Here is a 21,182-nt window from a genome sequence, read left to right as displayed (position 1 = left end):
ATGCAGTTCGGACGCACCTACGAGGAGTTCGAGGTCGGGGCCGTCTACCGGCACTGGCCGGGGAAGACGGTCACCGAGTACGACGACCACCTCTTCTGCCTCCTGACGATGAACCACCACCCGCTCCACATGGACGCGCACTACGCGGAGCGGGCGACCGACTTCGGCCGGAACGTCGTCGTCGGGAACTACGTGTACTCGCTGCTGCTGGGCATGTCCGTGCCGGACGTCTCCGGCAAGGCGATCGCCAACCTGGAGGTCGAGTCGCTGCGGCACGTGGCGCCGACCTTCCACGGCGACACGATCTACGGCGAGACGACGGTCCTCGACAAGCGGCCGTCGAAGTCGAAGGGCGACCGCGGGATCGTCCACGTCGAGACCAGGGGCCACAAGCAGGACGGCACGCTGGTGTGCGTCTTCCGCCGCAGGGTGATGGTCCCCACCGCGGCGTACGTCGAGGAGCGCGGCGGCGAGCAGCCCGGCCGCCCGGCCGTCTCCCCCCNNNCCCGGCCGGCNCCCCNGCAGGACGGCACCCCCCGTTCGGAACCGAAGACGCAGGAGAAGTAGCCATGGCCCGACTCGCGCAGACCCACGGTCTCACCGACGTCCAGCAGGAGATCGTGTCCACCGTCCGGGCGTTCGTCGACAAGGAGATCATCCCGGTCGCGACCGAGCTGGAGCACCGGGACGAGTACCCGCAGCAGATCGTCGACGGGCTCAGGGAGCTGGGGCTGTTCGGCCTGATGATCCCCGAGGAGTACGGGGGCCTGGGCGAGTCGCTCCTGACGTACGCGCTGTGCGTGGAGGAGATCGCCCGCGGCTGGATGTCGGTGTCGGGCATCATCAACACCCACTTCATCGTCGCGTACATGATCAAGCAGCACGGCACGCGGGAGCAGAAGGACGCGTTCCTGCCGCGGATGGCGGCGGGCGAGGTGCGCGGCGCGTTCTCGATGTCGGAGCCGGGACTCGGCTCGGACGTGTCGGCCATCACCTCGAAGGCGGTGCGGGACGGCGACGAGTACGTCCTGACCGGCCAGAAGATGTGGCTGACCAACGGCGGCACCTCCACCCTGGTGGCCGTGCTGGTCCGGAGTGACGAAGGACACCCCGAGGGCACGGCCCCGCACCGGTCGATGACGACCTTCCTGGTGGAGAAGGAGCCGGGCTTCGGCGAGGTCCGGCCCGGCCTGACCATCCCCGGCAAGATCGACAAGATGGGCTACAAGGGGGTCGACACCACCGAGCTGATCATGGACGGGCTGCGCGTTCCGGCCGACCGCGTCCTGGGCGGGGCCACCGGCCGGGGCTTCTACCAGATGATGGACGGCGTGGAGGTGGGCCGGGTGAACGTGGCGGCCCGCGGCTGCGGCGTCGCCCAGCGCGCCTTCGAGCTGGGCGTGGAGTACGCCCAGCAGCGCCGCACCTTCGGCAAGCCGATCGCCCAGCATCAGGCGATTCAGTTCAAATTGGCCGAAATGGCTACCAAAGTAGAGGCTGCTCATGCCATGATGGTCAACGCGGCTCGCAAAAAGGACTCAGGGGAACGAAACGATCTTGAAGCAGGGATGGCCAAGTACCTGGCCTCCGAGTACTGCAAGGAGGTCGTGGAGGACGCCTTCCGCATCCACGGAGGCTACGGGTTCTCCAAGGAGTACGAGATCGAGCGCCTCTACCGGGAGGCGCCGATGCTGCTCATCGGTGAAGGCACCGCCGAGATCCAGAAAATGATCATCGGGCGTCGCCTCCTCGAGGAGTACCGGGTCCAGGGCTGATGGTGGGTTTTGAGGCGGTACGACCGCGAAGGGGATCACATCCGGTCATCTTCTTCCGGCCGTGGACTCGGCTTCTGGCTTGCCCAGTTGTGGCCCGCACCCGATAGCATCGCCGAAAAGCCGCCGTCCCCCGTTCCCGAGCGCGGCCTCATCCGCTACGAAGGTCATTCATGCCCCACAGCCAAACCTCTGCACCTCGCGCCCGCCTCGCCGGCGTACGCCTCGCGCGCGGAGCATCGCCGTGGCTCCTGCCGACCGTCGCCACCGCAGCAGCAAGCCTCGTCCGCGCGCGCCGCTCCCGGCGCGCCGCGGCGTTCGCCGTCCCGACCACCGCGCTCGCGGCCGGCATGCTGTGGTTCTTCCGCGACCCCGAGCGCGAGATCGCGCAGGGCAGGGTCATCTCGCCCGCCGACGGGGTGGTGCAGAGCATCATGCCGTGGAAGGACGGGCGCACCCGGGTCGCCATCTTCATGAGCCCGCTGAACGTGCACGTCAACCGCGCCCCGCTGGCGGGGACGGTGACGTCGGTGGAGCACATCCCCGGCGGCTTCGTGCCGGCGTTCAACAAGGAGAGCGAGAACAACGAGCGCGTCGTCTGGCACTTCGACACCGAGCTCGGCGACATCGAGATGGTGCAGATCGCCGGCGCGGTGGCCCGGCGCATCGTGCCGTACCTCTCACGGGGTGCCAAGGTCGAGCAGGGTGATCGGATCGGCCTGATCCGCTTCGGCTCGCGGGTCGACATCTACCTCCCGGAAGGTGTGGACGTCGCCGTCGAGGTCGGCCAGACCACGACCGCGGGGGTGACTCGCATTGACCGTGATTGATCCCGAGCGACCGGCGGACTGGGCCGCCGACGGCGAGGACGGCGCCGGGGAGCAGGAGGAGATGCCGCTGTCGCTCCGCCTGTCGATAGCCGACACCCTCACGCTGGGTAACGCCACCTGCGGCTTCATGGCGGTGTACTTCACCACCACCGGCATCCTCATCCCGCACCTCATGGGCAGCGAAGAGACGGGCATGGCCCGGCACTCCGCCGCGACGGCCGTGATACTGATGCTGTGCGCCGCGATCTTCGACCTGTTCGACGGTCTGGTGGCGCGCAAGCTCCGCTCGTCGCCGATGGGCGCCGAGCTGGACAACCTGTCGGACCTGATCAGCTTCGGTCTGGCCCCGGCGTACTTCGTCCTCGTGTACGGGATGGTCGCGGACGACGCGCACCAGCGGGTGTCCGCGGTGGCGGCGATCGTGGTGCTGCTCGCCGTCGTGATGCGGCTGGCGAGGTTCTCGGTCGTGACGATGAAGGACGGCATGTTCCAGGGCATGCCGAGCCCGTTCGGCGCGCTGACCGTCGTGTCGATCGTGCTGCTGGAGCTGCCGTTCATCCCGACGCTGCTGGCGATCGTCGGTACGGCGTGGCTGATGGTGAGCCGCGTCGAGTACCCCAAGCCGCGGGGGGTCCTCGCGGTGGCGATGCTGAGCTGGATCGTGGGCGCGATGGCCATGCTGGCGGCGTGGGCGTTCGACGCCCCGGGCGGCCAGCTGCTGCTCCAGACGGGCTGCGCGCTGCAGGTCGTGCTGGGCGCGGTGATCCCGCTCTTCGCGACGGCGCGGCGGGTGAACACCTTCCGCGACCACCGGCGCGAGAGCCGGGAGGCGCGGGCGGCGCAACTGCCGTAGGCGAAGGACACGAGGAGGGGCTCGGACGCGGTGGCGCGTCCGGGCCCCTCCTTCCGTGCGCCCTCAGCCGAGCTCCTTGTAGGAGTACGTGGTGGGGCGCGGCTCCCCCGCCGGGTCGGTGGCGTACCCGGGGACGGTGAACGATCCGGCCCCCGTACCGGAGACCCGGGGTCCGGGGCCCCGGGCCGGGTGCCCGGACCGGAAGGGGCCGGGTGCCTCGGCACGCAGCGGCCCCGGGCGCCGGGGCGGCCGTCCGCGGGGTCAGGTGAGGAAGTCGCGGGCGACGGCCGCGGCCGCGCGCTCCACGAGCGGACCGGCCTGCGCCATGCACACGGCGGGGTCCGGCTCCAGGTCCGTCAGCGGGTAGGCGCGGCGGATGCCCGTCCGGGCGAGCGCCTGCGGGGACAGCGCCAGCCGGCCGCAGACCGCGACGGTGTCGACCCCCGCCGCGCGGGCCGCCGCGGCGACGCCCGCCGGGGCCTTGCCGCGCAGGGTCTGCTCGTCGAGGGAGCCCTCGCCGGTGATCACGAGGGCGGCCCGGCTGAGGGCCTCGGGGAAGCCCAGGACGTCCAGCATCAGGTCGATGCCGGGGCGGAAGACCGCGCCCAGGCCGACCAGGGCGCCGTAGCCGGTGCCGCCCCCGCCGCCGGCGCCCGGCGCGACGGCCGCCTCGGCGGCGNGCGGGCCCACCGCCCCCGCCAGCACCTCGACGTACCATACGAGCGCCGCCTCCAGGGCCCGCACGTCGTCGCGGGTCGCGCCCTTCTGCGGGCCGAACACCGCCGGGGCGCCCTCCGGGCCGGTCAGCGGGTTGTCCACGTCGCCGGCGAGCACCAGTTCCACGTCGGCGAGGCGCGGGTCCAGCCGCGACAGGTCGGCCGCCGCCAGGGCGCGCAGGCCGCCGCCGCCGGGGCCGACGGGTTCACCCTCCGCGTCCAGGAACTGCGCGCCGAGCGCGATGAGCATGCTGGCGCCGCCGTCGGTGGTGGCGCTGCCGCCCACGCCGAGGACGAGGGTGCGGGCCCCCGCGTCGAGTGCGGCGCGCAGCAGCTCGCCAAAGCCGCGGGTGGTGGCCGTCAGGGGCGCCCGGACGCCCTCGGGGAGCAGCCGCAGACCGGACGCCTCCGCCATCTCCACGATCGCCGTGTCACCGCGCAGGGCGAACGCCGCCGTCACGGGCCCGCCCAGCGGGCCGGTCACGCGGACCTCGCGGCGTTCGAATCCGGCCGCCACCGCGGCCTCGACCGTGCCGTCACCGCCGTCCGCGACGGGCAGGGCCTGCACCGGGACGCCCGGGGCGGCGCGCCGGAGCCCCGCCGTCACCCGCCGTGCCACCTGCGCGGCCGTGAGGGACCCCTTGAACTTGTCGACCGCCACGAGCACGTGTGCGGCCCCGCCCACCGCCGCGTCCGCCACCTTCGCCCTCCCGCCGTCGACCGGACGGCCGCACCGGGGCGCCCCCGTCCGGAGGCCCGGACGGCGTGCCCCCCTCCGCGCGCGGCCGTCCCCCACCATAGTGAGGCGCCATGAGCACGGAACCGACGGACCGGCCGCCACCCGCCACCGCCTTCGAGCGTCCCGCGGCGCCTTCGCCGGACCGCGCCGTCGTGGCGATCGGCTTCGCCGCCGTCCTCGCCCTGGTGCTGTGGGCCTGGCTGGGCGGGCGGTCCTTCGCCCGCGCGTCGTCCGCGGGCCTGTCCTGGACCCTGGGCAACTTCGGTTGGCTGTTCGTGGTGGCCGCCGACGTGTTCCTGGTGCTGTGCCTGGTGATCGCGGCCGGCCGGTTCGGGCGGATCCGGCTGGGCGCGGACGACTCCGAGCCGGAGTTCGGCAACCTCGCGTGGATCGCGATGATGTTCAGCGCCGGGATGGGCATCGGGCTGGTGTTCTACGGGGTCGGGGAGCCGCTCACGCACTACCTGAGCCCGCCGCCGGCGACCGGGGTGCGCGCCGGATCGGCCGCCGCGGCCCGTACGGCGATGGAGTACTCGTTCTTCCACTGGACGCTCACCCCGTGGGCGATCTACGGCATCGTCGGGCTCGCCCTGGCGTACGCCGGGTTCCGCAAGGGGCGCGGGAACCGGCTGAGCTCGGCGTTCGTGCCGCTGATCGGCGCCCGGCGGGCGGAGTCGTGGCCGGGCCGGCTGATCGACCTGCTCGCGGTGTTCGCGACGGTGTTCGGCACGGCGACCAGCCTGGGCCTGGGCGCGCTGCAGGTGGCCGAGGGCCTGGAGCTGACGACCGGGGTGGCGGCGGACCGCACGACGCAGCTGCTGGTCATCGCGGTGCTGTCGGCGGCGTTCGTGTTGTCGGCGTTCTCCGGGCTGCACCGGGGCGTCAAGTGGCTGTCGACGCTGAACATCGTGCTCGCGGCGGCACTGACGGCCTTCGTCTTCCTGATCGGGCCGACGGTGTACATCCTCGACTCGATCCCGGCGGCGATCGGCGGCTACCTGGAGGAGCTGCTGCCGATGGCGACACGGACGGGCGCGTTCTCCGAGCACGCCTGGCTGGGAACGTGGACGATCTTCTACTGGGCGTGGTGGCTGTCGTGGGCCCCGTTCGTGGGGACCTTCATCGCCCGGATCTCACACGGCCGGACGGTCCGCGAGTTCCTGACCGGGGTGCTGCTGGTGCCGGGCGGCGCGACGGTCGTCTGGTTCAGCGTGATGGGCGGCTCGGCGCTGCGGTTGCAGTCGACCGGGGCGGCGGACCTGGCGGACTCCGTGCGGGACGGGGCGGAGGCGTCCCTGTTCGCGATGCTGGACGCGCTGCCGGCCGGGGCGGTCACGTCGTTCACGGCGATGGTGCTGGTGATGACGTACTTCGTGACGAGCGCGGACTCGGCGTCGCTGGTGATGGGCTCGCTGACCAGCCGGGGCGCGCTGCATCCGCCGACGTGGCTGGTGGTGGGCTGGGGCGTGCTGATGGCGACGGTCGCGGCGGTGCTGCTGGTCGTCGGCGGCCTCGGTTCCCTCCAGACGGCGACGATCCTGGTGGCGCTGCCGTTCGTGGTCGTGATGCTCTGCCTGTGCTGGGCGCTGCTGAAGGAGCTGCGCAGCGACCCGGGCGCCGGGCCGGCACGGAACCCCGCCCTGCACGGGCTGCGGGACGTGGTGCGGACGATGGTCGGCGACGCGGTGACGGAGCAGGCGCAGGCGCGCCACCACCGGTTGCGGCGCGCGGCACGGGCGCGCAGCGGGACGGAGGACGACACGGGCGCGGGCGGCGGCGCGCGGTGACGGCCGGGGCGCCGTCCCGGCGGGCGGGATCCGCCTCCGGCANNNNGNNGCCGGCGGGGCCTCCCCTCCGGCGGTCGGCCCCCTCCGTACGGCGGGCGCGTGGGCGCCGGTGGCTCACCGCCGCCGGCTCCGGAGGGGGCCCCGAAGCGGCGGTCGGCCAACCGGCGGAAGGGGGTGAGGGGCCGGGCCGGACGGCGCCGGCGCGCCCGGTCCTACGCGGCGAATCCGGCGCCCCGCTCGGCGTACGCCTCCATCGCCTCGCCGAGGAACCCGACCATCCGGGGGTGGTAGGAGTTGTGGAACTCCCTCATGGGGGCGTCCTCCGCGTACAGGAGGGCCATGCCGACGTACGCCTCCCGGGAGGGGGTGTAGAAGCGGGACGCTATCTCGAAGTGCCTGCCGACGAGTTCCTGGATGTGGGGGTCGGTCGGCAGCGAGTCGTCCAGGCGGGCGGCGATCTCCCTGTAGAGGGTGTCCCAGTCCCGGTGGACCCGGTCCCTGTCCACGTGCTCCCAGTCGTTGGTCTGGGAAAGGCTCCGGGCCTGCTCCGCGGCCAGTGCCCGACGGCACTCGTCTGCGTACTGCTCGTCCAAGGGTCGGCCCTCGAGTCTCTTCGTCGTCGCCCGTGCGGGGAGGCCCCGGGGCGATCCGTCCACCGGCAGTGATCCACTGCCGTTCCGGGCGGAACGGTGGCACACCCCCGCGGCGTCGGCAAACCCTTTACCGCGTCCCGCCGCGGCCCTCCCCGGTGGCGCGCGGCGCCCGGGCCGCCCCGTGCGCCCGGCCGCCCGCACGGTACGTGCCGGCCGGTGCGCCCGTCGCGCCCGGCGCACCGCGCCGCCACCCGCGTACGGGGGCGCGCCGGGTCACGTACCGCGGGCAAGGGGGCATCCGGTGGCGCGTCCGTGCCGGTGCCCGGCCCGTGTCCGCGTTCCGGTCGCCGGGGCGGGGCGGGGCGGGCCGGGGCCGCTCGGCCGGGCAGGGACGGTCAGCCCTGTTCCCGCTGTCCGGTCTCGGGACGGCGCGGGTCGTCCTCGCGGGGCACCACGCGCGCCTCGGTGCGGTGCCCCCGCTCGATGTAGTCGCGGACGACCAGTTCGACGGCGTCCTGCGGGCTGCCGACACCTGCCAGCACCATGACTTCCACGACGAGTTCGGCGTCGAGGACGATGTTCACCTTGGCCATGGGCGGGACCCTACTGCGCCGGGTGCCCGCCTGTTCGACGGTCCCGGGAATTCCTCGTGCACCCGGTGTGCGGCGATGGCTGCGGTTCCCGGCGGAGAGTCAGACCGGTTGGCACTCCCCCGGGTTCTTCGTCTCGGAGCACAGGGCGTGGCCGTGCTGGCGCAGGATGTCGCGGCCGGTCTGCTGGGTGAGGTAGTTCAGGAAGGACGCCGCTATGGAACCGGCCGGGGGCTCGCCATAGGTGTAGGCGAACTCGGTTTGCCAGTAGGGGTAGTTGGCATCCTCCACGCCTTCCGCCGTCGGTTTCCTGCCGTCGATCCTCAGCTTGACGAGTTCATCGGCGTGTTTGCTGCCGTCGACTTCCGTGGCCTCGCTGTAGCCGATGGCCCCGGGCCTCGACGCCACCTGCTCCAGCACGACGGACGTCTCACCGACCTCGCAGTTCCCGTACCGGTCCGTTTTCAGGGACGCGCAGTGGGGCTCGGTGAACTGGGGCGGCTGCCTGCCGTTCAGGAGCTTGGCCACGAGAGCGCTGCGGGTGCCCGAGTCGGGTTCGCGGTTGATCAGGTGGACAGGTTCGTCGGCGCCCCCGACCTGCCTCCAGTTCTTCACCCGGCCGGCGAAGATCTCACGGATCTGAGCCAGGCTCAGGTTCTCCACACCCGCTTTCCTGTTGACGACGAGGGCGAACACGGACAGGGCGACGGGTCTGGGAACCAGTCGGGGGTAGCCGTCGGGGGCGAGACCGTCGCTGAAGGCGATGTGGTCACCGAGGCCCTCACCGACCTTGACTTCGTCCTTCTTGCCGACCCGGTCCAGCTCTGCGAGACCGCTGCCGCTGCCGTTGAAAACGCCCTTCGGGATGCTCACACCGGCCCCCTCGCAGCGTTTGACGTAGTCGTCGGCGGCGGCCTGTGCGGCCTTCTTGAAGGCCGTGGAGCCGTGGATGTGAAGGGTGGTGTCCTGGGCGCAGTCCATCGGGGGTCGCTGCTCGTCGGGCAGGAAGAGCGTGAAGCACGCCTGGACGCCCACGCCCGCGACCAGGATCCAGATGACCCACCAGGCGGGCCGGGAGGCGAAGACGTGGCTCTCGGTCTTGGTCGCCTTCAGCCGGAAGAACTTCAGCACCGTGTCGTACCAGCGGCCTTGCCCGCCGAGGCCGCTGACGACCGGCTCCGGGAACTCGCCGGTGCTGGTGTCGTCGGGCCAGCGTTCCAGCACGATGAGCACCTTGTACTCGGCGCCCCGGGAGAGCATCACCTTCGGCAGCCGCACGATCCCGGTGCGGTCCGCTTCGTTGTTGCTCCGCCGGAAGCCGGGCTTGGCGACGGTGCGGATGGTGCCGTTCTCCTCCACCTCCTCGAAGAAGAAGTCGGGCACCTCCTGTTCGCTCGGGTCGGTGAGGACCACGGCCGCGACCCGGCGGTCCCGGAAGGTGACCTTGATGCCGTAGGGGTCGGCGGGGTCGGCCAGGTAGTCCTCGGGGATGATCTTGGTCGATCCGGCGTTCTCGATGCGCAGCAGGACGAACGAGGGGTCCCTGAGCCGGCGGCCGTCCTGCTTCATGGCCCCCAGGACGTCCGCGTACGGCTTGCCGGCCGCGTCGGCGGCCAGGGTGTCCATCTGCACCCGGTAGCCGAGCCGTTTGCGGCCGACGACGGCGAACTCCCACAGGAACGCCGCCACGGGGATCGCGAGACTCAGGATCGCGATCCACTGCTCCAGTTGTTCACTCATCGCGAGATCCCCCCGAATCCGTTCCGAGCCGCGAAGGCGGTCGGCGAGGTGCTCAGAGTGAACGGTGGGCACGAAACCCGCCAGCGGTGTAGAAGTTCTCCGAACGATGTTCACCCGGACGTCATGCGGGGCGTTTTCCGTTCACCGGCCCGTCCCTTGCCCGGGGCCGGTTCACCCCTCCGCCCATACGGAGGACCGCTGCGGCGGTCTCCTTACTGACCGCGGTCTCGGCGCTGGAAGGGGCGGCCTTAGAACTCCTAACGAAATGATCTTCGGTGGGTCGGTTCCAGGCGCTGGGGCGCTGTCGGGCAGCATGGGGCGATGAACTCGGATGAACCGGCACCTCGGGAGGTGAAGGTCCTCGATACGGCCTCGCTGGCCAGGCTGGAGGAGCGGGCATGTGAGCTCAGCCTCAACCAGCGGTTGGACCCGGCATGGGCGCGGGCGAATGCGGCGCCCGATGGCACCCACTATCCGTGGCCGGCCCTGTGGAACAGCCTGTCCCACCGTCCGGACGTTCCACGTCAGATTCGGTGCGAATTGTTGATCACTCTGCGTGCGGGTGGCCGCGTGGTGAGCTGGCCGGACGTGCTTCCCGACGACTTCACCCCACTACGAAGGGTGACCTCACGGGACGAGGGCATGCAGGTCAGCCGACTCCTGGACAGTTCCTCGGGCGTCAAGGGATGGCTACTGGGCAGGGGTGTCCCGGACCAGCTGTGAGAGACGGCGCCAGCAGATGAGTGCGCATCCCCGGCTCAGGAAGGCTTCGTGGACGTCATCGCGGATCTCCCAGCGGATACGCAGGCGGCGGAACCAGTGCAGATGAGCGAAGGCGCGTTCCACGACCCAGCGTTGAGTACCGAGCCCGGAGCCGTGCTCGGTGCCACGGCGGGCGATGAGCGGCTTCACTCCGAGATCCCGGACCGGGCGGCGGTACTTGTCGTGGTCGTAACCGCGGTCACCAAGCACGACGTCGGGGCGGCGCCTGGGCCGGCCGCGCTTGCCCCGAACGGACGGCACTGCCTGGAGCAGTGGAATGAGCTGGGTGACGTCATTGCGGTTGCCGCCGGTCAGGGTGACGGCGAACGGGATGCCGGTGGCGTCGGTGATCAGGTGGTGCTTGCTGCCCGTCCTGCCCCGGTCGACAGGGCTTCGTCCCGTCTTGGATCCCCCTTTAACGCCCGGGTATGAGAGCCGTCCACAGCTGCCAGGGAGAAGTCCAGGGCATTCGCGCTGCGGAGCTTGGCCAGGAGGACCTCGTGGAGCCGGGGCCAGACGCCGGCCTCCGTCCACTCGGCCAAGCGGCGCCAGCAGGTCATGCCCGACCCTGAAGCCGAGTTCCTGCGGGAGGTGTTCCCATCTGATCCCGGTGTGCAGGACGAACAGGATGCCCTGAAACACCAGCCGGTCCGGATGCCGCTTCCGCCCTGGATGCCGCACCCGACGCTCGACCTCGGGCAGCAGCGGCTCGATCACCCCACAGCTCGTCGTCGACTTCCCACGGCTTCGGCCGAGCCACCCCACACCCCGATCAACGGTCCCGGAGCAACCCAACCACTACGAAGATCATTTCGTTAGGGGTTCCAAGTGCAAGAAGAAGGTGCCCAGTTACTCCATCCGGGTGGCGCTGTACCGGTCGCGCTGGTACGGGTGGGAGAAGGTGGGCACCACCGGTTACGAGTCCGGCAACGGGAAGTACAAAGCCCGCGCCGTGGTGAACTGGGGTCCGCGGGGCGCCTGCCACTATTACAAGGGCGTGGGTGAGTTCATGATCGCCAGCGGTCCGAACGGCACGGGGACGAAGATCCGCGCGACCGTGCGGAACTACGACACCAACTACCTGCTGGGCAAGAACGAGATGTGCGTCGGGTGACCGGGAATGCCAGCGGTGCCGTGGTGGCCGTCCTCGACTGGCACGGGGTCAGGCCGTACGGGCTGACCGCGGTCGGAGTGGACCGGGACCGCCTGGGTGAGGCGGAGGCGCTGGCCTCCGCCTCCCTAGGCGGGCCCGCCGGCCTGCCGGCCTCCTGGGAGGACGCGGACCCGGCGCTGCGGCGCCGACTGGTCCGGGCCTGCCGGGTGATCCCGACGGCCGGGCTGTGGCACGTGGCCGAGGAGGACCCGGACACCACCGAGGCCGGAGCCAGACGAGGCTGCCTGCGGCAGTTGGCGGCGGAATGGCCGCAGGCCGAGCCGCTGCCGGCCGCCGACGCGGCGGGGCTGCCGGGGCTGACCGCCCTGGCCCGCCTGTCGGCACTGGTGTGCCGGATGCCGCCGGAAATCCGGCTGGATGCCGAGGAGGACCTCCTCGACATCTACGACCGCTACGCCGTCGGCACGCTGGCACCGGAGGCCCGGGACTCCCCGGACCCCGGCTAGCCGGGCCTCACGCCCCCTGCGACGCGCCCCCTGCCCGGTGTTCCCGGGCAGGGGACGCGTCGCGCTCCGGCTCCAGCGGGGGTCCGCGGGTCCGGAGGGCGGGAGCCGCTGCCACGGACGTCTCGACCGCAGCGAGGCGGCCGAACGGATCCGGCCTGGTCCGATCGCCCCCACCGGCGAACGCGAGGGGCGGGCTCCCGGGCCCGGGAGCATCCACCGCTTAGCCGCCGAGCACGCGGAGCAGGAGGCGTACCCCGAAGCCGTCGCCCGGGCGCACGGCAGCTCCACCGAACTCCACGGCGCCGAGGACGCCCCCTGTCCTGCCGGGTCCGCATCCGGCGGCCGGGCGGTCCGCTCACTCTGAAGCCGACCGGACCGTGATCGGCCCCGACGGCACTTCCCGTACCGCGACTCCCCTCACCCGGCCTTCCGCGGTCACAGCCGGGAACGGATCGCACGCCGTACCGTGTCGGCCGTTTCGAGCACCGGCAGGGAGGCACGCCACCGTACGAGGGAGCTCATGACGCGGTTCTCCCGGACGCAGCGCATCACCTCGACCGCCTCGTGGCCGTACCCGTGGCCGATGGGGCAGCCGCCATTCCCGCGCCGTCCCGGTCACACCGCGCAGGACGACGCGGTCCGTCCCGTAGAAGGGGAGGGCAGTTTGATCCGCCCCTCGCTTCCCTCCAGTACGGCACCGGTCCGAAGGTGGGTCGTCATCGAGCAGGAGATCTCCACCACGGCACCGCGGGCGTGGCCGAGGAGGACCGTGGTGGTCTCGTCCACGCCCTCCTCGGAGAGCGACGAGCGGGCGCTGACGGTGGCGGGCGGGCCGAACAGCAGCTCGGCCAGGGAGAGGCCGCAGGCGCCGGAGTCCAGCAGGGCCCCGCCCCGTCCGGGGTGTACAGGCGCTCCCTGGCCTCCTGAGGGGCCGGGGCATCGGTGCCGGCGCGCAGGAGGCGGGGAGTGCCGACGGCCCCCGCGGCCACGAGGTCGATGGCCTTGCGCACCGCGGGCAGGCACCGCATCCACACGGCCTCCGTCAGCGGCTTCCCCCGGCGCCGGCCAGGTCGATCGGTTCTCCCGCCTCTGCGGCGGCCGTCGCCAGGTCTTTTCTCGCACAGCACGTGCTTCCCGGCCTCCGGGACCATGCGCAGTGCCAGCCGTGCGCGGAATTGACCGCCGCCACGTACACGATGTCGACGTGCGGGCAGGCCAGCAGGTCCTGGTGGCTGCCGTAGGCCCTGGGTACGGAGTACCTGGCCGCGAAGAGGCGGGCCGACCCGGCGCTCCGGGGTCCGACGGCCACGGGTTCGGCATCCTCCACCGGCAGGAGGTGCTCCACGAACCTGCCCGCCGCGCGTTCAGGGGACATCACCCCCCACCGGACGGGGCCCACGACATCCTCCGTCTCTTCGTCACGGCGGCGGGAAGGCGTCGCGAGGGCCTCGACGGGGCCGGTTCACCGGCTCGGGAACCGGCCCCGGTGTGGCACGACTGCCCCGCGGAATCGTCGCGTCGACGGCAGAGGCCTCCTCCGGCGGCTTCCCGTCAGTTCACAGGCCGGCACTCGTTCGGCCCGGTAGGGGTCCCCCCATCCGGTGCGGTATGCGTCGCACCTGATGCCGGCCGGAATCGGCTGTAGTCGGCAAGCCCCTCCAGGGTCCGGCCGAGCAGTCGGATCCGTCCGTGCCGTGAAGTTCCGCGGCACACGCGTCCGGCACGCGCGGCGGAAATCAGCGGGACGGTGACCTGCCGTTCCGTCACGAGCGTTCCGTACCCGCCGGTTGGTGCGCCGCGATGGTCCGAGGCGGCGGCGCGGGCCGCGTCCCGTCCGGCCGGTGCCGCGTCCCGGTCCGGAGGACCGGGAGGTCGTTCCCGTACGGACCCGCGGTGCGCTCGCCGCGGGCCGCGGTGCCATGGCATCAGGGTGCGGCCCGGAATCCCTGTCAGAAGAGCGCGCCGTCCGGGGCGCCGCTCTCGAAGGCGAGGAGGCGGCGCTTGCGGTCCAGGCCGCCGCCGTAGCCGGTGAGGGCGCCGCTCGCCCCGACGACGCGGTGGCAGGGGACGATGATCCCGATCGGGTTGCGGCCGTTGGCGAGGCCGACCGCGCGGGACGCGGTGGGCTTCCCCAGGGCCGCCGCCAGCTCGCCGTAGGTGCGGGTCTCGCCGTACGGGATGGCCCGCAGCAGCTCCCACACGCGCTGCTGGAACGGGGTGCCGGCCAGGTGCAGGGGCAGGTCGAACCCGGTCAGCTCGCCCGCGTGGTAGGCGTCGAGCTGGCGGACCGCCTCCCGGAAGGGGCGCGGGTCCGGTTCGCCGAAGGTCTCCTCCGGGGGCCGGTGGCGCTGGGCGGTCATGTACAGGCCGCTGAGGACGCCGTCGGTGGCGACGAGGGTGAGGGGGCCGTAGGGGCTGTCGACGATCGTGTGCTGCCGGTGCATGGCGGCTTCCTCGGTTCAGGCGGGGAGGTGGTTGACGGGGTGGCTGTCGGTGGCCCACAGGTACTGGACCGCGTAGGCGCGCCAGGGGCGCCAGGCCGCGGCGCGGGCCGTGAGGGCGGCGGGGGTCGCGGGCATACCGAGCCCGGCGGCGGCGCGGCGGACGCCGAGGTCGGTGGGGAGGAACGCGTCGGGGTCGCCGAGCGCGCGCATGGCGATGATCTCGACGGTCCAGGGGCCGAAGCCGGGCAGGGCCAGCAGGGCGGCACGGGCCTCGTCCCAGGCGCTGTCCGGGCCCAGTTTGAGGGAGCCCTCCGCGAGGGCCCGGACGAGGGTGGTGAGCGTGGCGCGGCGGCTGCGCGGCAGGGCGAGGGCGTCCGGGTCGAGCGCGGCGAGCGCGTCGGCCGCGGGGAACAGGTGGGTGAGGCCGCCCCCGGGGTCCTCGACGGGCGTGCCGTACGCGGCGACGAGGCGCCCGGCGTGGGTGCGGGCGGCGGCCGTGGAGACCTGCTGGCCGAGGACGGCGCGGACGGCGAACTCGGCGGCGTCGACCGTGCGCGGCACCCGGCGGCCGGGCGCCCGGTCGACGTGCGGGGCGAGCAGCGGGTCGGCGCGCAGCAGTTCGTCGACGGCGACGGGGTCGGCGTCGAGGTCCAGGAGCCAGCGGCAGCGGCTGATGGCGTGGGCCAGGTCGCGCGGGTCGGTGAGGTGGAGGCGGCAGGCGATGTGGTCGGCGGCGGGGGCGAGGGCGGCGATGCCGTGCCCGTACGGCAGGGCGAGGGTGCGCCGGTAAGCGCCGTCGCGCCACTCCTCGACGCCGGGGACGGCGGTCGCGGCGAGGTGGCCGAACAGGTTGGACGGGTTCAGCGGCGTGCGGTACGGCAGCCGCAGGGCGATCACGCCGGGGGTGGGCGCCGGGGCGCCGCGGGCGCCGGTGGCGCGGGCGCGCAGCTCGGTCGGGGCGAGGGCGAACACCTCCCGGACGGTGTCGTTGAAGGTGCGCACGGAGGAGAAGCCGGCGGCGAACGCCACGTCGGCCATCGGCAGCGCGGTGGTCTCGATGAGCACGCGGGCCGTCTGGGCGCGCTGGGCGCGGGCGAGGGCGAGCGGTCCGGCGCCGAGTTCGGCGAGGAGCTGCCGTTCGATCTGGCGGGTCGAGTAGCCGAGCCGGGCGGCGAGTCCGGGCACCCCCTCGCGGTCGACGACGCCGTCGCGGATGAGGCGCATGGCGCGGGCGACGGTGTCGGCGCGGACGTCCCACTCCGGGGAGCCGGGGCTGGTGTCGGGGCGGCACCGCTTGCAGGCCCGGAAGCCGGCCTGCTGGCAGGCGGCGGCGCTCGGGTAGAACGTCATGTTCCGCGGTTTGGGCGGCACGACCGGGCAGCTGGGGCGGCAGTAGATGCCGGTGGTCAGGACGGCGGTGAAGAACCAGCCGTCGAAGCGTGCGTCCTTCGACTGGACGGCCCGCACGCAGCGCTCGGTGTCGGTGTGCATGCCCCCCAGCATGGTCCAGGAGGGCGGGCCCGTGCTGGCGGGAATCCGACATGAGCCTCGCCCTGCCTGCGGCCGGGCGTTCCGCCTTCGCGCATACGGCGCCGGACGACCGGTCGGGGGGCCGCGGGTGGCCGACGCGGCGGGCGCGGGCGCGCCGGGCACGCGGGGCGGTGAGCGGTCGCACGTCTCCGGCCCGGTGCCCCCGCCGCGCGAGGTCGTGCCGAGGCCCGTACCGGGCCGCCGGAGCGGGGAGGGCGGCCCGAAGCGGGGAGGGCGGTCCGGTACGGCGGTCCGGGGCGCCGGAGCGGTGGACCGCCGGCCGGGCGGGCTCCTCCCGTCAGCCGGCGAGGCGCTCGCAGACGTCCAGCACGTCCGCCAGGTCGAAGGCGACGAGGCCCGGCTCGCCCCGGGCGAGCCGGCGGTTGATCCGCACCGCCTCCGTGATGCTCCGCTCCGCCTCGGACAGCTCGGCTCCGGCGAGCAGGCGGACCTTGGCGTGCGCGTACAGGGCGAGGGCGAGGCCCGGCTCCCGCGCCGCGAGGGGCCCGGCGTCCGGCTGCCCGTGGAGGGCGACCGCCTCCGCCGTGACGCGCAGGGCCTCCTCGGCGTCATCCGTGCCGGCCAGCAGCAGGCCCCGGGTGGCCAGCGCGTCCGCCAGGGTGGCCGTGTACCCCCGGGGGGAGTCTTGGGCCAGCCTGCGGTAGAGGGTCACCGCCTCCCGGGCCGCCCCCAGGGCCGCCTCCGGCGCCTCGCCGCGCCGGCCGCCACCGGCCGCCCCGTACCGCGCGAGGGCGGTGAGGGCCGACGCCAGGGCGGCCTGGTGCGCGGGGCTCCCGTCCGCCGTCCGGCGGCCCCGCTCGACCGCGTCGGCGAGGACCGCCGACCCCTCGCCGGTACGGCCGGTCTCCACCAGGTGCACCGCGAGTTCCGTGAGCGCCCCCAGCAGCAGGGGGGTGCGCGCGGCGTCGGCACCGGCGGCCTCCTCGCCGGCGTCGACGGCCCGCCGGAGCGCCTCCTCGGCGTCCGCCTCCCCCCTGGCGCGCCGGAGGAAGCCCACCAGCCACAGCGACAGGCACAGCAGGGGCCGCAGCGCGGCCTCGTCCCGCAGCGGGCCGTCGAGGAGGTCCGCCGACTCCTGCGCGGGCGGCAGCGCCTCCCGCCGCCGTCCCAACGCCGCGAGGCACGCGCCGCGGGCGGCCAGGACCCCGGCCAGCTCCGGCAGGTGGGCCGCCGGGTCCTCCTCGGCCAGCTCGCGGCGGAGCTCCCCGGCCCTCCGCAGGGGTTCCAGCGCCTCGTCGTACCGGGCCGTCGACGCCAGGTGCCCGCCCAGCAGCCCGGCCTCCTCGGCGTACAGCGCACGGTGGGGGAAACGGGCCCCGTCCGAAAGGGTCCCCCGGACCTCCACGCACTCCCGCAGGACGTCCGCGGCCTCCTCCCCCAGCCCCGCCGCGGACAGCAGGATCCTCAGCGTGGTGAGGGCGGAGGCCAGCGACCGGGAGTGGAAGGCCGCGCCGTCCGGTCCCTCCCGGACCAGTCCGCAGAGGAAGTCCACCGCCTCCCGGGACGCGGTCAGGGCCTCGTCGAGCCGGCCGACGCCGGTCAGGGTCCCGGCCAGGGTGTTCAGGGCGCTGCCGAGGACGGCGCGGGCCGGTCCCGCCGGGAACGCCCGTGCCAGGCGGCGGCCGGCCTCCACCGCCTCCCGCGCCGTGTCGAGCGCCTCCTCGGACCGGTCCAGGGAGTGAAGGAGCTGGGAGAGGCTGTTGAGCCCGACCGCCATGCCCTCCAGGTCGGTTCCGAGGTCCTCCGGGGGGAGGCTCCGGTAGAGCGCCACGCCCTCCCGGCCGGCCGTCAGCGCCTCCTCCGCGTGCCCGGCGTCCCGCAGCCGGTTCGCGTGGGTGACCAGGCTCATGGCGAGGTCCGCGGTGTGGACGCGGGGGCTCTCCTCCGCCAGCAGCCGGTAGCGCTCGACCGCCTCGCGGGAGGCGGCCAGCGCCTCCCGCGGCCGGCCGTGGTCACCGAGCTGCGTGGCGAGGGTGTTCAGGCTCAGGGCCAGCGTGCCCCGGAAGGCGTCGGGATGCCGTTCGACGAAGCCCCGGCAGAGCTCTACGGCCTCCCGTGCGGCCGCCACCGCCTCGCGGTTCCGTCCGGCGCGGTCGAGGTCGATGGCGAGGTTGTTGAGCCCGTTGACCAGGCCGGGGCCGTGCGCGTCGGGGTACCTGGCCGCCAGGCGGCGCCGGACGTCCACCGCCTCCTCGACCGCCCGCAGGGCCTCGGTGAGGTGTCCCGTCCTCCCCAGGAGGGTGGCGTAGGGCCCCAGGACCAGGGCGAGGCCCGGGAGGTGGGCGTCCGGGCGCTCCTCGGCGAGCCCCCGGTAGAGGGCGACGGCCTCCCGGGCGGCCTCCAGCGCCTCCCCGAACGCCCCTCGGTCGTCCTCGCGGAGGGCGAGGTTGTGCAGGCCGTCCGCCAGTGCCGCCCGGTGGGCGTCGCCGTGCTCGGCCACCAGCCGCCGCCTGATGGCGACGACCTCCCGGATCGCCTCCAGCGCCTCGGCGGTCCGGCGCGTCTCCCCCTCGGCGTTGGAGAGGGCGTTGAGGCCGTGGGCGAGTTCCGACAGGAGGGTGACGGACGCGGGTGACTCGGCGACCAGCCGCCGGTAGATCTCCACCGACTCGCGGGCGGGCGCCCGGGCCTCCTCCCGTCGTCCCGTTTCGCCGAGCGCCACGGACAGGTTGTGCAGTCCCGCGGCGAGTTCCGGGAGGAAGGCGGACGGTTCGTCCCGCGCCAGCGGTCGCAGCAGGCGTACGGCCTCGTCGGCCGTCTCCCAGGCCCGCTGCCGGTCCCCGGCGTCCGTCAGGCGGCGGCAGTACCGGCGCAGCGCCAGGGCCAGCTCCGCCGACCGGGCCGGGTCCCGGCGGTACCGCTCGCGGTGGATCTCGGTGAGCCGCCGGGTCACGTCGACCGCCACCGCGGTGAGGGTGTGGGTGGACCACGGCAGGCGGTCGGCCAGCGCGGTGATCTCCTCCGCCGTCGCCCCGGGGTCGGCGGCGATCCGTTCCAGCGCGGTCACCAGGGGGTCGGGGCGCTCCACCTGGGTGGCGACGTCCACGGCGAGCGGTCCGAGGACCCGCGGGTGGCGCTCGCACAGACCGGTGAGCGGGTCGTCGAGGCGGCCGCGGTGGGCGCGGTGGGCGGCGGCGCGGGTGTACAGGGTGAGGAGCCGGGTGGCCTGTGCCGGGGTGAGGGGCCGGGTCGTCCCCGCTTCGGGCGGGCCGTCGAGCAGCGCGTCGGCGAGGTGCGGGTGGGTGCGCAGGTGGTGGCCGAGGAAGTACTCCGTCAACCGGTCCGGCCGCAGCGCACCCCAGATCTGGCCGTCGGTGGACGGGGGGTAGAGGCCGGCGATCCAGGCGTGCACGCCCTCGGGGAGGTCGGCGCCCTCCCCGCGCAGGGCGGGGACGCGGCCCAGCAGGTCGCGGGCCTGCTCGCGGTCGTGGGCGCCGCAGAGGAAGGCGGCGGCCAGCGGCTCCTCCAGGGTCCTGTTGCTCCTGAGCCGCAGGGTCTTCGCGGCGGCCTGCCAGTAGTAGCGCTCGTGGTCCAGCAGCCGTTCCTCCACGGTGCCGCGACCTGGTGCGGACCTGCCCGCCGAAGGTCTTCCGGCGGGCGGCCCGTCCGCCGGGGGCTCGCCCGCCGGGGGCTCGCCGGCCGGGGGTCCGCCCGTCGGCGGCCCGTCCGCCGGGGGCTCGCCCGCCGGGGGCTCGCCGGCGGCCGCGCGGGCGGCGTCCAGGAGGTCGGCCAGCGCCCTCATGTGCAGGTCGAGCACCGCGTCGGACCCGGTGGAGCCCGCGGGGGCGCCGGGGGCCTCCAGCAGGGACGCGGCCCGTGCGGGCCAGTCGTGGTGCTGCTGCCCGGGTACGGCGGGCAGCGCCGCGGCCAGGCCGGTCACGGCCTGGCGGTAGGTCTCGGCGCGGGCGGCGCCGTCGGGGTCCAGCGGGGGCAGGGCGGTGACGGGGAACTCGTCGAAGAGGTCGCCGAGGCGCGCGGCGACGCGCACCTCCTCCCACCACTCGCCGTCGGTGCGGGCCAGCGCCAGGACCTTGAACGTCCCTTCCCGGCGCGCGGCGCCGACCCTGAGCAGGGCCGTCAACTGGGCGGTGCGCGTCTCGGCGTAGTCGACCACCACCAGCAGGGGCGAGGCGACGTCCCCGAGGAGCCGCAGCCCGTCCGGCGGGGCCTCGGGGCTCAGCCACAGGCTCCGGCGGGCGTCCTTCCCCGGTCCCTCGGTCAGCTGCCGCGCCAGGCGGGTCTTCCCCTGGCCCCCGGGGCCGTGCAGCAGGTACGCGCCGAAACCCGGCTCCGCCCACCACGCCTCCAGGTCCGCCAGTTGCGGCGCCCGGTTCCGGAAGGGGACCACCGCGCGGTGCGCCTCCAGCAGGGACGCGGGCGTGCGCGGCGTCCCCCGGGCCTTCGTGGCCATGTCGTCCCAGTCGCGCAGGAACCCGTCCGCCTCGGCGGCCCGCAGCGCGGTGGGATCGTTGATGACGGGACCGATGGTCACGGAGCCGTTGCCCGTGAAGACGTTGCCCGTCGCGGTGACCGGGCCGCTCCCGGGCGCGGCGAAACCGCTCGCACCCCCCGCACCGGCCGTGCCGGACGGGGGGCCGCCCGGCGTCATGGCTGCGACTCCGGGGAGCCGTGGCCGTGGTACGTGGTCCGGTGGCCGATGTGCACGTCCCGGTTCCCGCTGAAGGTGTTCCCCACCGCGTTGATGTCACCGCCCCCCGGGGCGCCCGGCCGGCCGGTCCTCACGTCGTCCAGGAGGGCCCGCAGCTCCCTCTCCACCTCGGCGACGCGGTCTTCGGGCAGGCCGCCGAGGAACTCCAGGAACCGGGCGCGCCACTGCGCCTCCTCCTGGTCCCGGCGCTCCCGGGCGACCTCCGGCACGCCCGCGGTGGCCCGCAGGACGGCGGCGGACGTGTCGAGCCGCAGTGCCTCGGCCTGCTCCCGGTCCGGGTCCCCGCCGCCCAGCCTGGGCACCAGCCACGCCTTCACACTCGTCCAGGCGTCGGTCGTCGCCGCCTGCACCACCGCCGCGCCGCCCAGGGCGGCCACCGTCGTCACGATCTCCGGTACCACTTCCATACCCCCTCTGATCCGGACGCACGGTAACGCCCGGCAACCGCCCCCGACCGCCGTACCGGCCGGGATACGCCCGTCGGCGGACCCGCCCGTCGCCGTCCGGCGGATGCCG

At 74.0% G+C, this 21,182-nt stretch carries 17 protein-coding genes and 3 pseudogenes; 8 read left to right on the top strand and 12 right to left on the bottom strand.

Features of this window, described 5'->3' with window-relative positions:
• The 4 genes and pseudogenes from MW084_RS18315 to pssA all read left to right on the top strand — a co-directional run.
• A pseudogene (locus tag MW084_RS18315) lies at positions 1-502 on the top strand (MaoC family dehydratase); the annotation flags it as partial.
• A gap of 67 nt (positions 503-569) precedes the next feature.
• Positions 570-1,775 carry an acyl-CoA dehydrogenase family protein gene (locus MW084_RS18310; RefSeq protein WP_010469533.1) on the top strand — a complete coding sequence of 402 codons (1,206 nt, stop codon included), beginning with the start codon at positions 570-572 and terminating at the stop codon, positions 1,773-1,775.
• A 170-nt stretch (positions 1,776-1,945) separates the two neighbouring features.
• A complete protein-coding gene (locus MW084_RS18305) occupies positions 1,946-2,602 on the top strand; it encodes a phosphatidylserine decarboxylase (protein ID WP_029553376.1) in 657 nt (218 codons plus the stop codon).
• Positions 2,595-3,455 (top strand): CDP-diacylglycerol--serine O-phosphatidyltransferase, encoded by an 861-nt coding sequence (gene pssA, locus MW084_RS18300; protein ID WP_010469535.1) that lies wholly within the window; start codon positions 2,595-2,597, stop codon positions 3,453-3,455. Before MW084_RS18305 ends, pssA begins: the two co-directional genes overlap by 8 nt.
• 261 nt (positions 3,456-3,716) lie before the next feature.
• On the opposite strand, the pseudogene MW084_RS18295 reads toward pssA, so the two are convergent.
• Together MW084_RS18295 and MW084_RS18290 are read right to left on the bottom strand one after the other, a co-directional pair.
• Positions 3,717-4,134 (bottom strand): annotated as a pseudogene (locus MW084_RS18295) (glycerate kinase); the annotation flags it as partial.
• A 1-nt stretch (position 4,135) separates the two neighbouring features.
• On the bottom strand, positions 4,136-4,871 hold a 736-nt coding region (locus MW084_RS18290; protein ID WP_275563687.1), incomplete at its 3' end, for a glycerate kinase.
• Between the two features lie 110 nt (positions 4,872-4,981).
• On the opposite strand from MW084_RS18290, the gene MW084_RS18285 reads away from it, so the two are divergent.
• Positions 4,982-6,697 (top strand): BCCT family transporter, encoded by a 1,716-nt coding sequence (locus MW084_RS18285; protein ID WP_010469538.1) that lies wholly within the window; start codon positions 4,982-4,984, stop codon positions 6,695-6,697.
• A gap of 212 nt (positions 6,698-6,909) precedes the next feature.
• Here the strand turns inward: MW084_RS18285 and MW084_RS18280 are convergent, their stop codons facing one another.
• From MW084_RS18280 to MW084_RS18270, 3 genes are all read right to left on the bottom strand, one after another.
• Positions 6,910-7,290: a TipAS antibiotic-recognition domain-containing protein gene (locus MW084_RS18280; RefSeq protein WP_010469540.1), complete on the bottom strand. Its 381-nt coding sequence runs from the start codon at positions 7,288-7,290 to the stop codon at positions 6,910-6,912.
• A gap of 395 nt (positions 7,291-7,685) precedes the next feature.
• Entirely contained in the window at positions 7,686-7,883 is a 198-nt protein-coding gene (locus tag MW084_RS18275; RefSeq protein WP_010469541.1) for a type II toxin-antitoxin system VapB family antitoxin, read from the bottom strand.
• 99 nt (positions 7,884-7,982) lie between these two features.
• Entirely contained in the window at positions 7,983-9,620 is a 1,638-nt protein-coding gene (locus tag MW084_RS18270; RefSeq protein ID WP_255113984.1) for a substrate-binding domain-containing protein, read from the bottom strand.
• Between the two features lie 321 nt (positions 9,621-9,941).
• Between MW084_RS18270 and MW084_RS18265 the strand changes: the two genes are divergently transcribed.
• Complete coding sequence (locus tag MW084_RS18265) at positions 9,942-10,343, top strand: hypothetical protein (protein WP_029553734.1); 402 nt, start codon at positions 9,942-9,944, stop codon at positions 10,341-10,343.
• On the opposite strand, the pseudogene MW084_RS18260 reads toward MW084_RS18265, so the two are convergent.
• Positions 10,311-11,142 (bottom strand): annotated as a pseudogene (locus MW084_RS18260) (IS5 family transposase). The gene MW084_RS18265 and the pseudogene MW084_RS18260 sit on opposite strands and share 33 nt — an antisense overlap.
• An 81-nt stretch (positions 11,143-11,223) precedes the next feature.
• Between MW084_RS18260 and MW084_RS18255 the strand changes: the two are divergent.
• Complete coding sequence (locus MW084_RS18255) at positions 11,224-11,496, top strand: hypothetical protein (protein ID WP_275563686.1); 273 nt, start codon at positions 11,224-11,226, stop codon at positions 11,494-11,496.
• Positions 11,493-12,002: a hypothetical protein gene (locus MW084_RS18250; protein ID WP_010473674.1), complete on the top strand. Its 510-nt coding sequence runs from the start codon at positions 11,493-11,495 to the stop codon at positions 12,000-12,002. Before MW084_RS18255 ends, MW084_RS18250 begins: the two co-directional genes overlap by 4 nt.
• 615 nt (positions 12,003-12,617) lie before the next feature.
• Here MW084_RS18250 and MW084_RS24620 read toward each other — a convergent pair.
• The 6 genes from MW084_RS24620 to MW084_RS18220 form a co-directional block, all read right to left on the bottom strand.
• Positions 12,618-13,025 carry a Gfo/Idh/MocA family protein gene (locus MW084_RS24620; protein ID WP_420833771.1) on the bottom strand — a complete coding sequence of 136 codons (408 nt, stop codon included), beginning with the start codon at positions 13,023-13,025 and terminating at the stop codon, positions 12,618-12,620.
• Between the two features lie 19 nt (positions 13,026-13,044).
• Positions 13,045-13,377 carry a Gfo/Idh/MocA family oxidoreductase gene (locus tag MW084_RS18240; protein ID WP_158684359.1) on the bottom strand — a complete coding sequence of 111 codons (333 nt, stop codon included), beginning with the start codon at positions 13,375-13,377 and terminating at the stop codon, positions 13,045-13,047.
• 574 nt (positions 13,378-13,951) lie between these two features.
• Positions 13,952-14,446: a methylated-DNA--[protein]-cysteine S-methyltransferase gene (locus MW084_RS18235; protein WP_010473671.1), complete on the bottom strand. Its 495-nt coding sequence runs from the start codon at positions 14,444-14,446 to the stop codon at positions 13,952-13,954.
• 15 nt (positions 14,447-14,461) lie between these two features.
• The gene (locus MW084_RS18230) at positions 14,462-15,937 is read right to left on the bottom strand and encodes an AlkA N-terminal domain-containing protein (protein ID WP_010473669.1); all 1,476 of its coding nucleotides are present in this window, start codon (positions 15,935-15,937) and stop codon (positions 14,462-14,464) included.
• 337 nt (positions 15,938-16,274) lie between these two features.
• A complete protein-coding gene (locus MW084_RS18225; protein WP_010473668.1) occupies positions 16,275-20,606 on the bottom strand; it encodes a tetratricopeptide repeat protein in 4,332 nt (1,443 codons plus the stop codon).
• Positions 20,603-21,073 carry a hypothetical protein gene (locus MW084_RS18220; protein ID WP_010473666.1) on the bottom strand — a complete coding sequence of 157 codons (471 nt, stop codon included), beginning with the start codon at positions 21,071-21,073 and terminating at the stop codon, positions 20,603-20,605. Before MW084_RS18220 ends, MW084_RS18225 begins: the two co-directional genes overlap by 4 nt.
• Between the last annotated feature and the right edge of the window lie 109 nt (positions 21,074-21,182).

The organism is Streptomyces sudanensis (assembly GCF_023614315.1).
In the GTDB taxonomy this organism is placed as follows: Bacteria; Actinomycetota; Actinomycetes; order Streptomycetales; family Streptomycetaceae; genus Streptomyces; species Streptomyces sudanensis.
Note: the sequence above shows the minus strand (reverse complement) of the source record. Positions and strands in the feature narration are given on the sequence as shown.

What these genes read in the sequence shown, in the direction of transcription:
- MW084_RS18310 (WP_010469533.1), top strand. Translation starts at nt 570, where the DNA reads ATGGCCCGACTCGCGCAGACCCACGGTCTCACCGACGTCCAGCAGGAG.
- MW084_RS18305 (WP_029553376.1), top strand. Translation starts at nt 1,946, where the DNA reads ATGCCCCACAGCCAAACCTCTGCACCTCGCGCCCGCCTCGCCGGCGTA.
- MW084_RS18285 (WP_010469538.1), top strand. Translation starts at nt 4,982, where the DNA reads ATGAGCACGGAACCGACGGACCGGCCGCCACCCGCCACCGCCTTCGAG.
- MW084_RS18275 (WP_010469541.1), bottom strand. Translation starts at nt 7,883, where the DNA reads ATGGCCAAGGTGAACATCGTCCTCGACGCCGAACTCGTCGTGGAAGTC.
- MW084_RS18270 (WP_255113984.1), bottom strand. Translation starts at nt 9,620, where the DNA reads ATGAGTGAACAACTGGAGCAGTGGATCGCGATCCTGAGTCTCGCGATC.
- MW084_RS18265 (WP_029553734.1), top strand. Translation starts at nt 9,942, where the DNA reads ATGAACTCGGATGAACCGGCACCTCGGGAGGTGAAGGTCCTCGATACG.
- MW084_RS18240 (WP_158684359.1), bottom strand. Translation starts at nt 13,377, where the DNA reads ATGTCCCCTGAACGCGCGGCGGGCAGGTTCGTGGAGCACCTCCTGCCG.
- MW084_RS18235 (WP_010473671.1), bottom strand. Translation starts at nt 14,446, where the DNA reads ATGCACCGGCAGCACACGATCGTCGACAGCCCCTACGGCCCCCTCACC.
- MW084_RS18230 (WP_010473669.1), bottom strand. Translation starts at nt 15,937, where the DNA reads ATGCACACCGACACCGAGCGCTGCGTGCGGGCCGTCCAGTCGAAGGAC.
- MW084_RS18225 (WP_010473668.1), bottom strand. Translation starts at nt 20,606, where the DNA reads ATGACGCCGGGCGGCCCCCCGTCCGGCACGGCCGGTGCGGGGGGTGCG.
- MW084_RS18220 (WP_010473666.1), bottom strand. Translation starts at nt 21,073, where the DNA reads ATGGAAGTGGTACCGGAGATCGTGACGACGGTGGCCGCCCTGGGCGGC.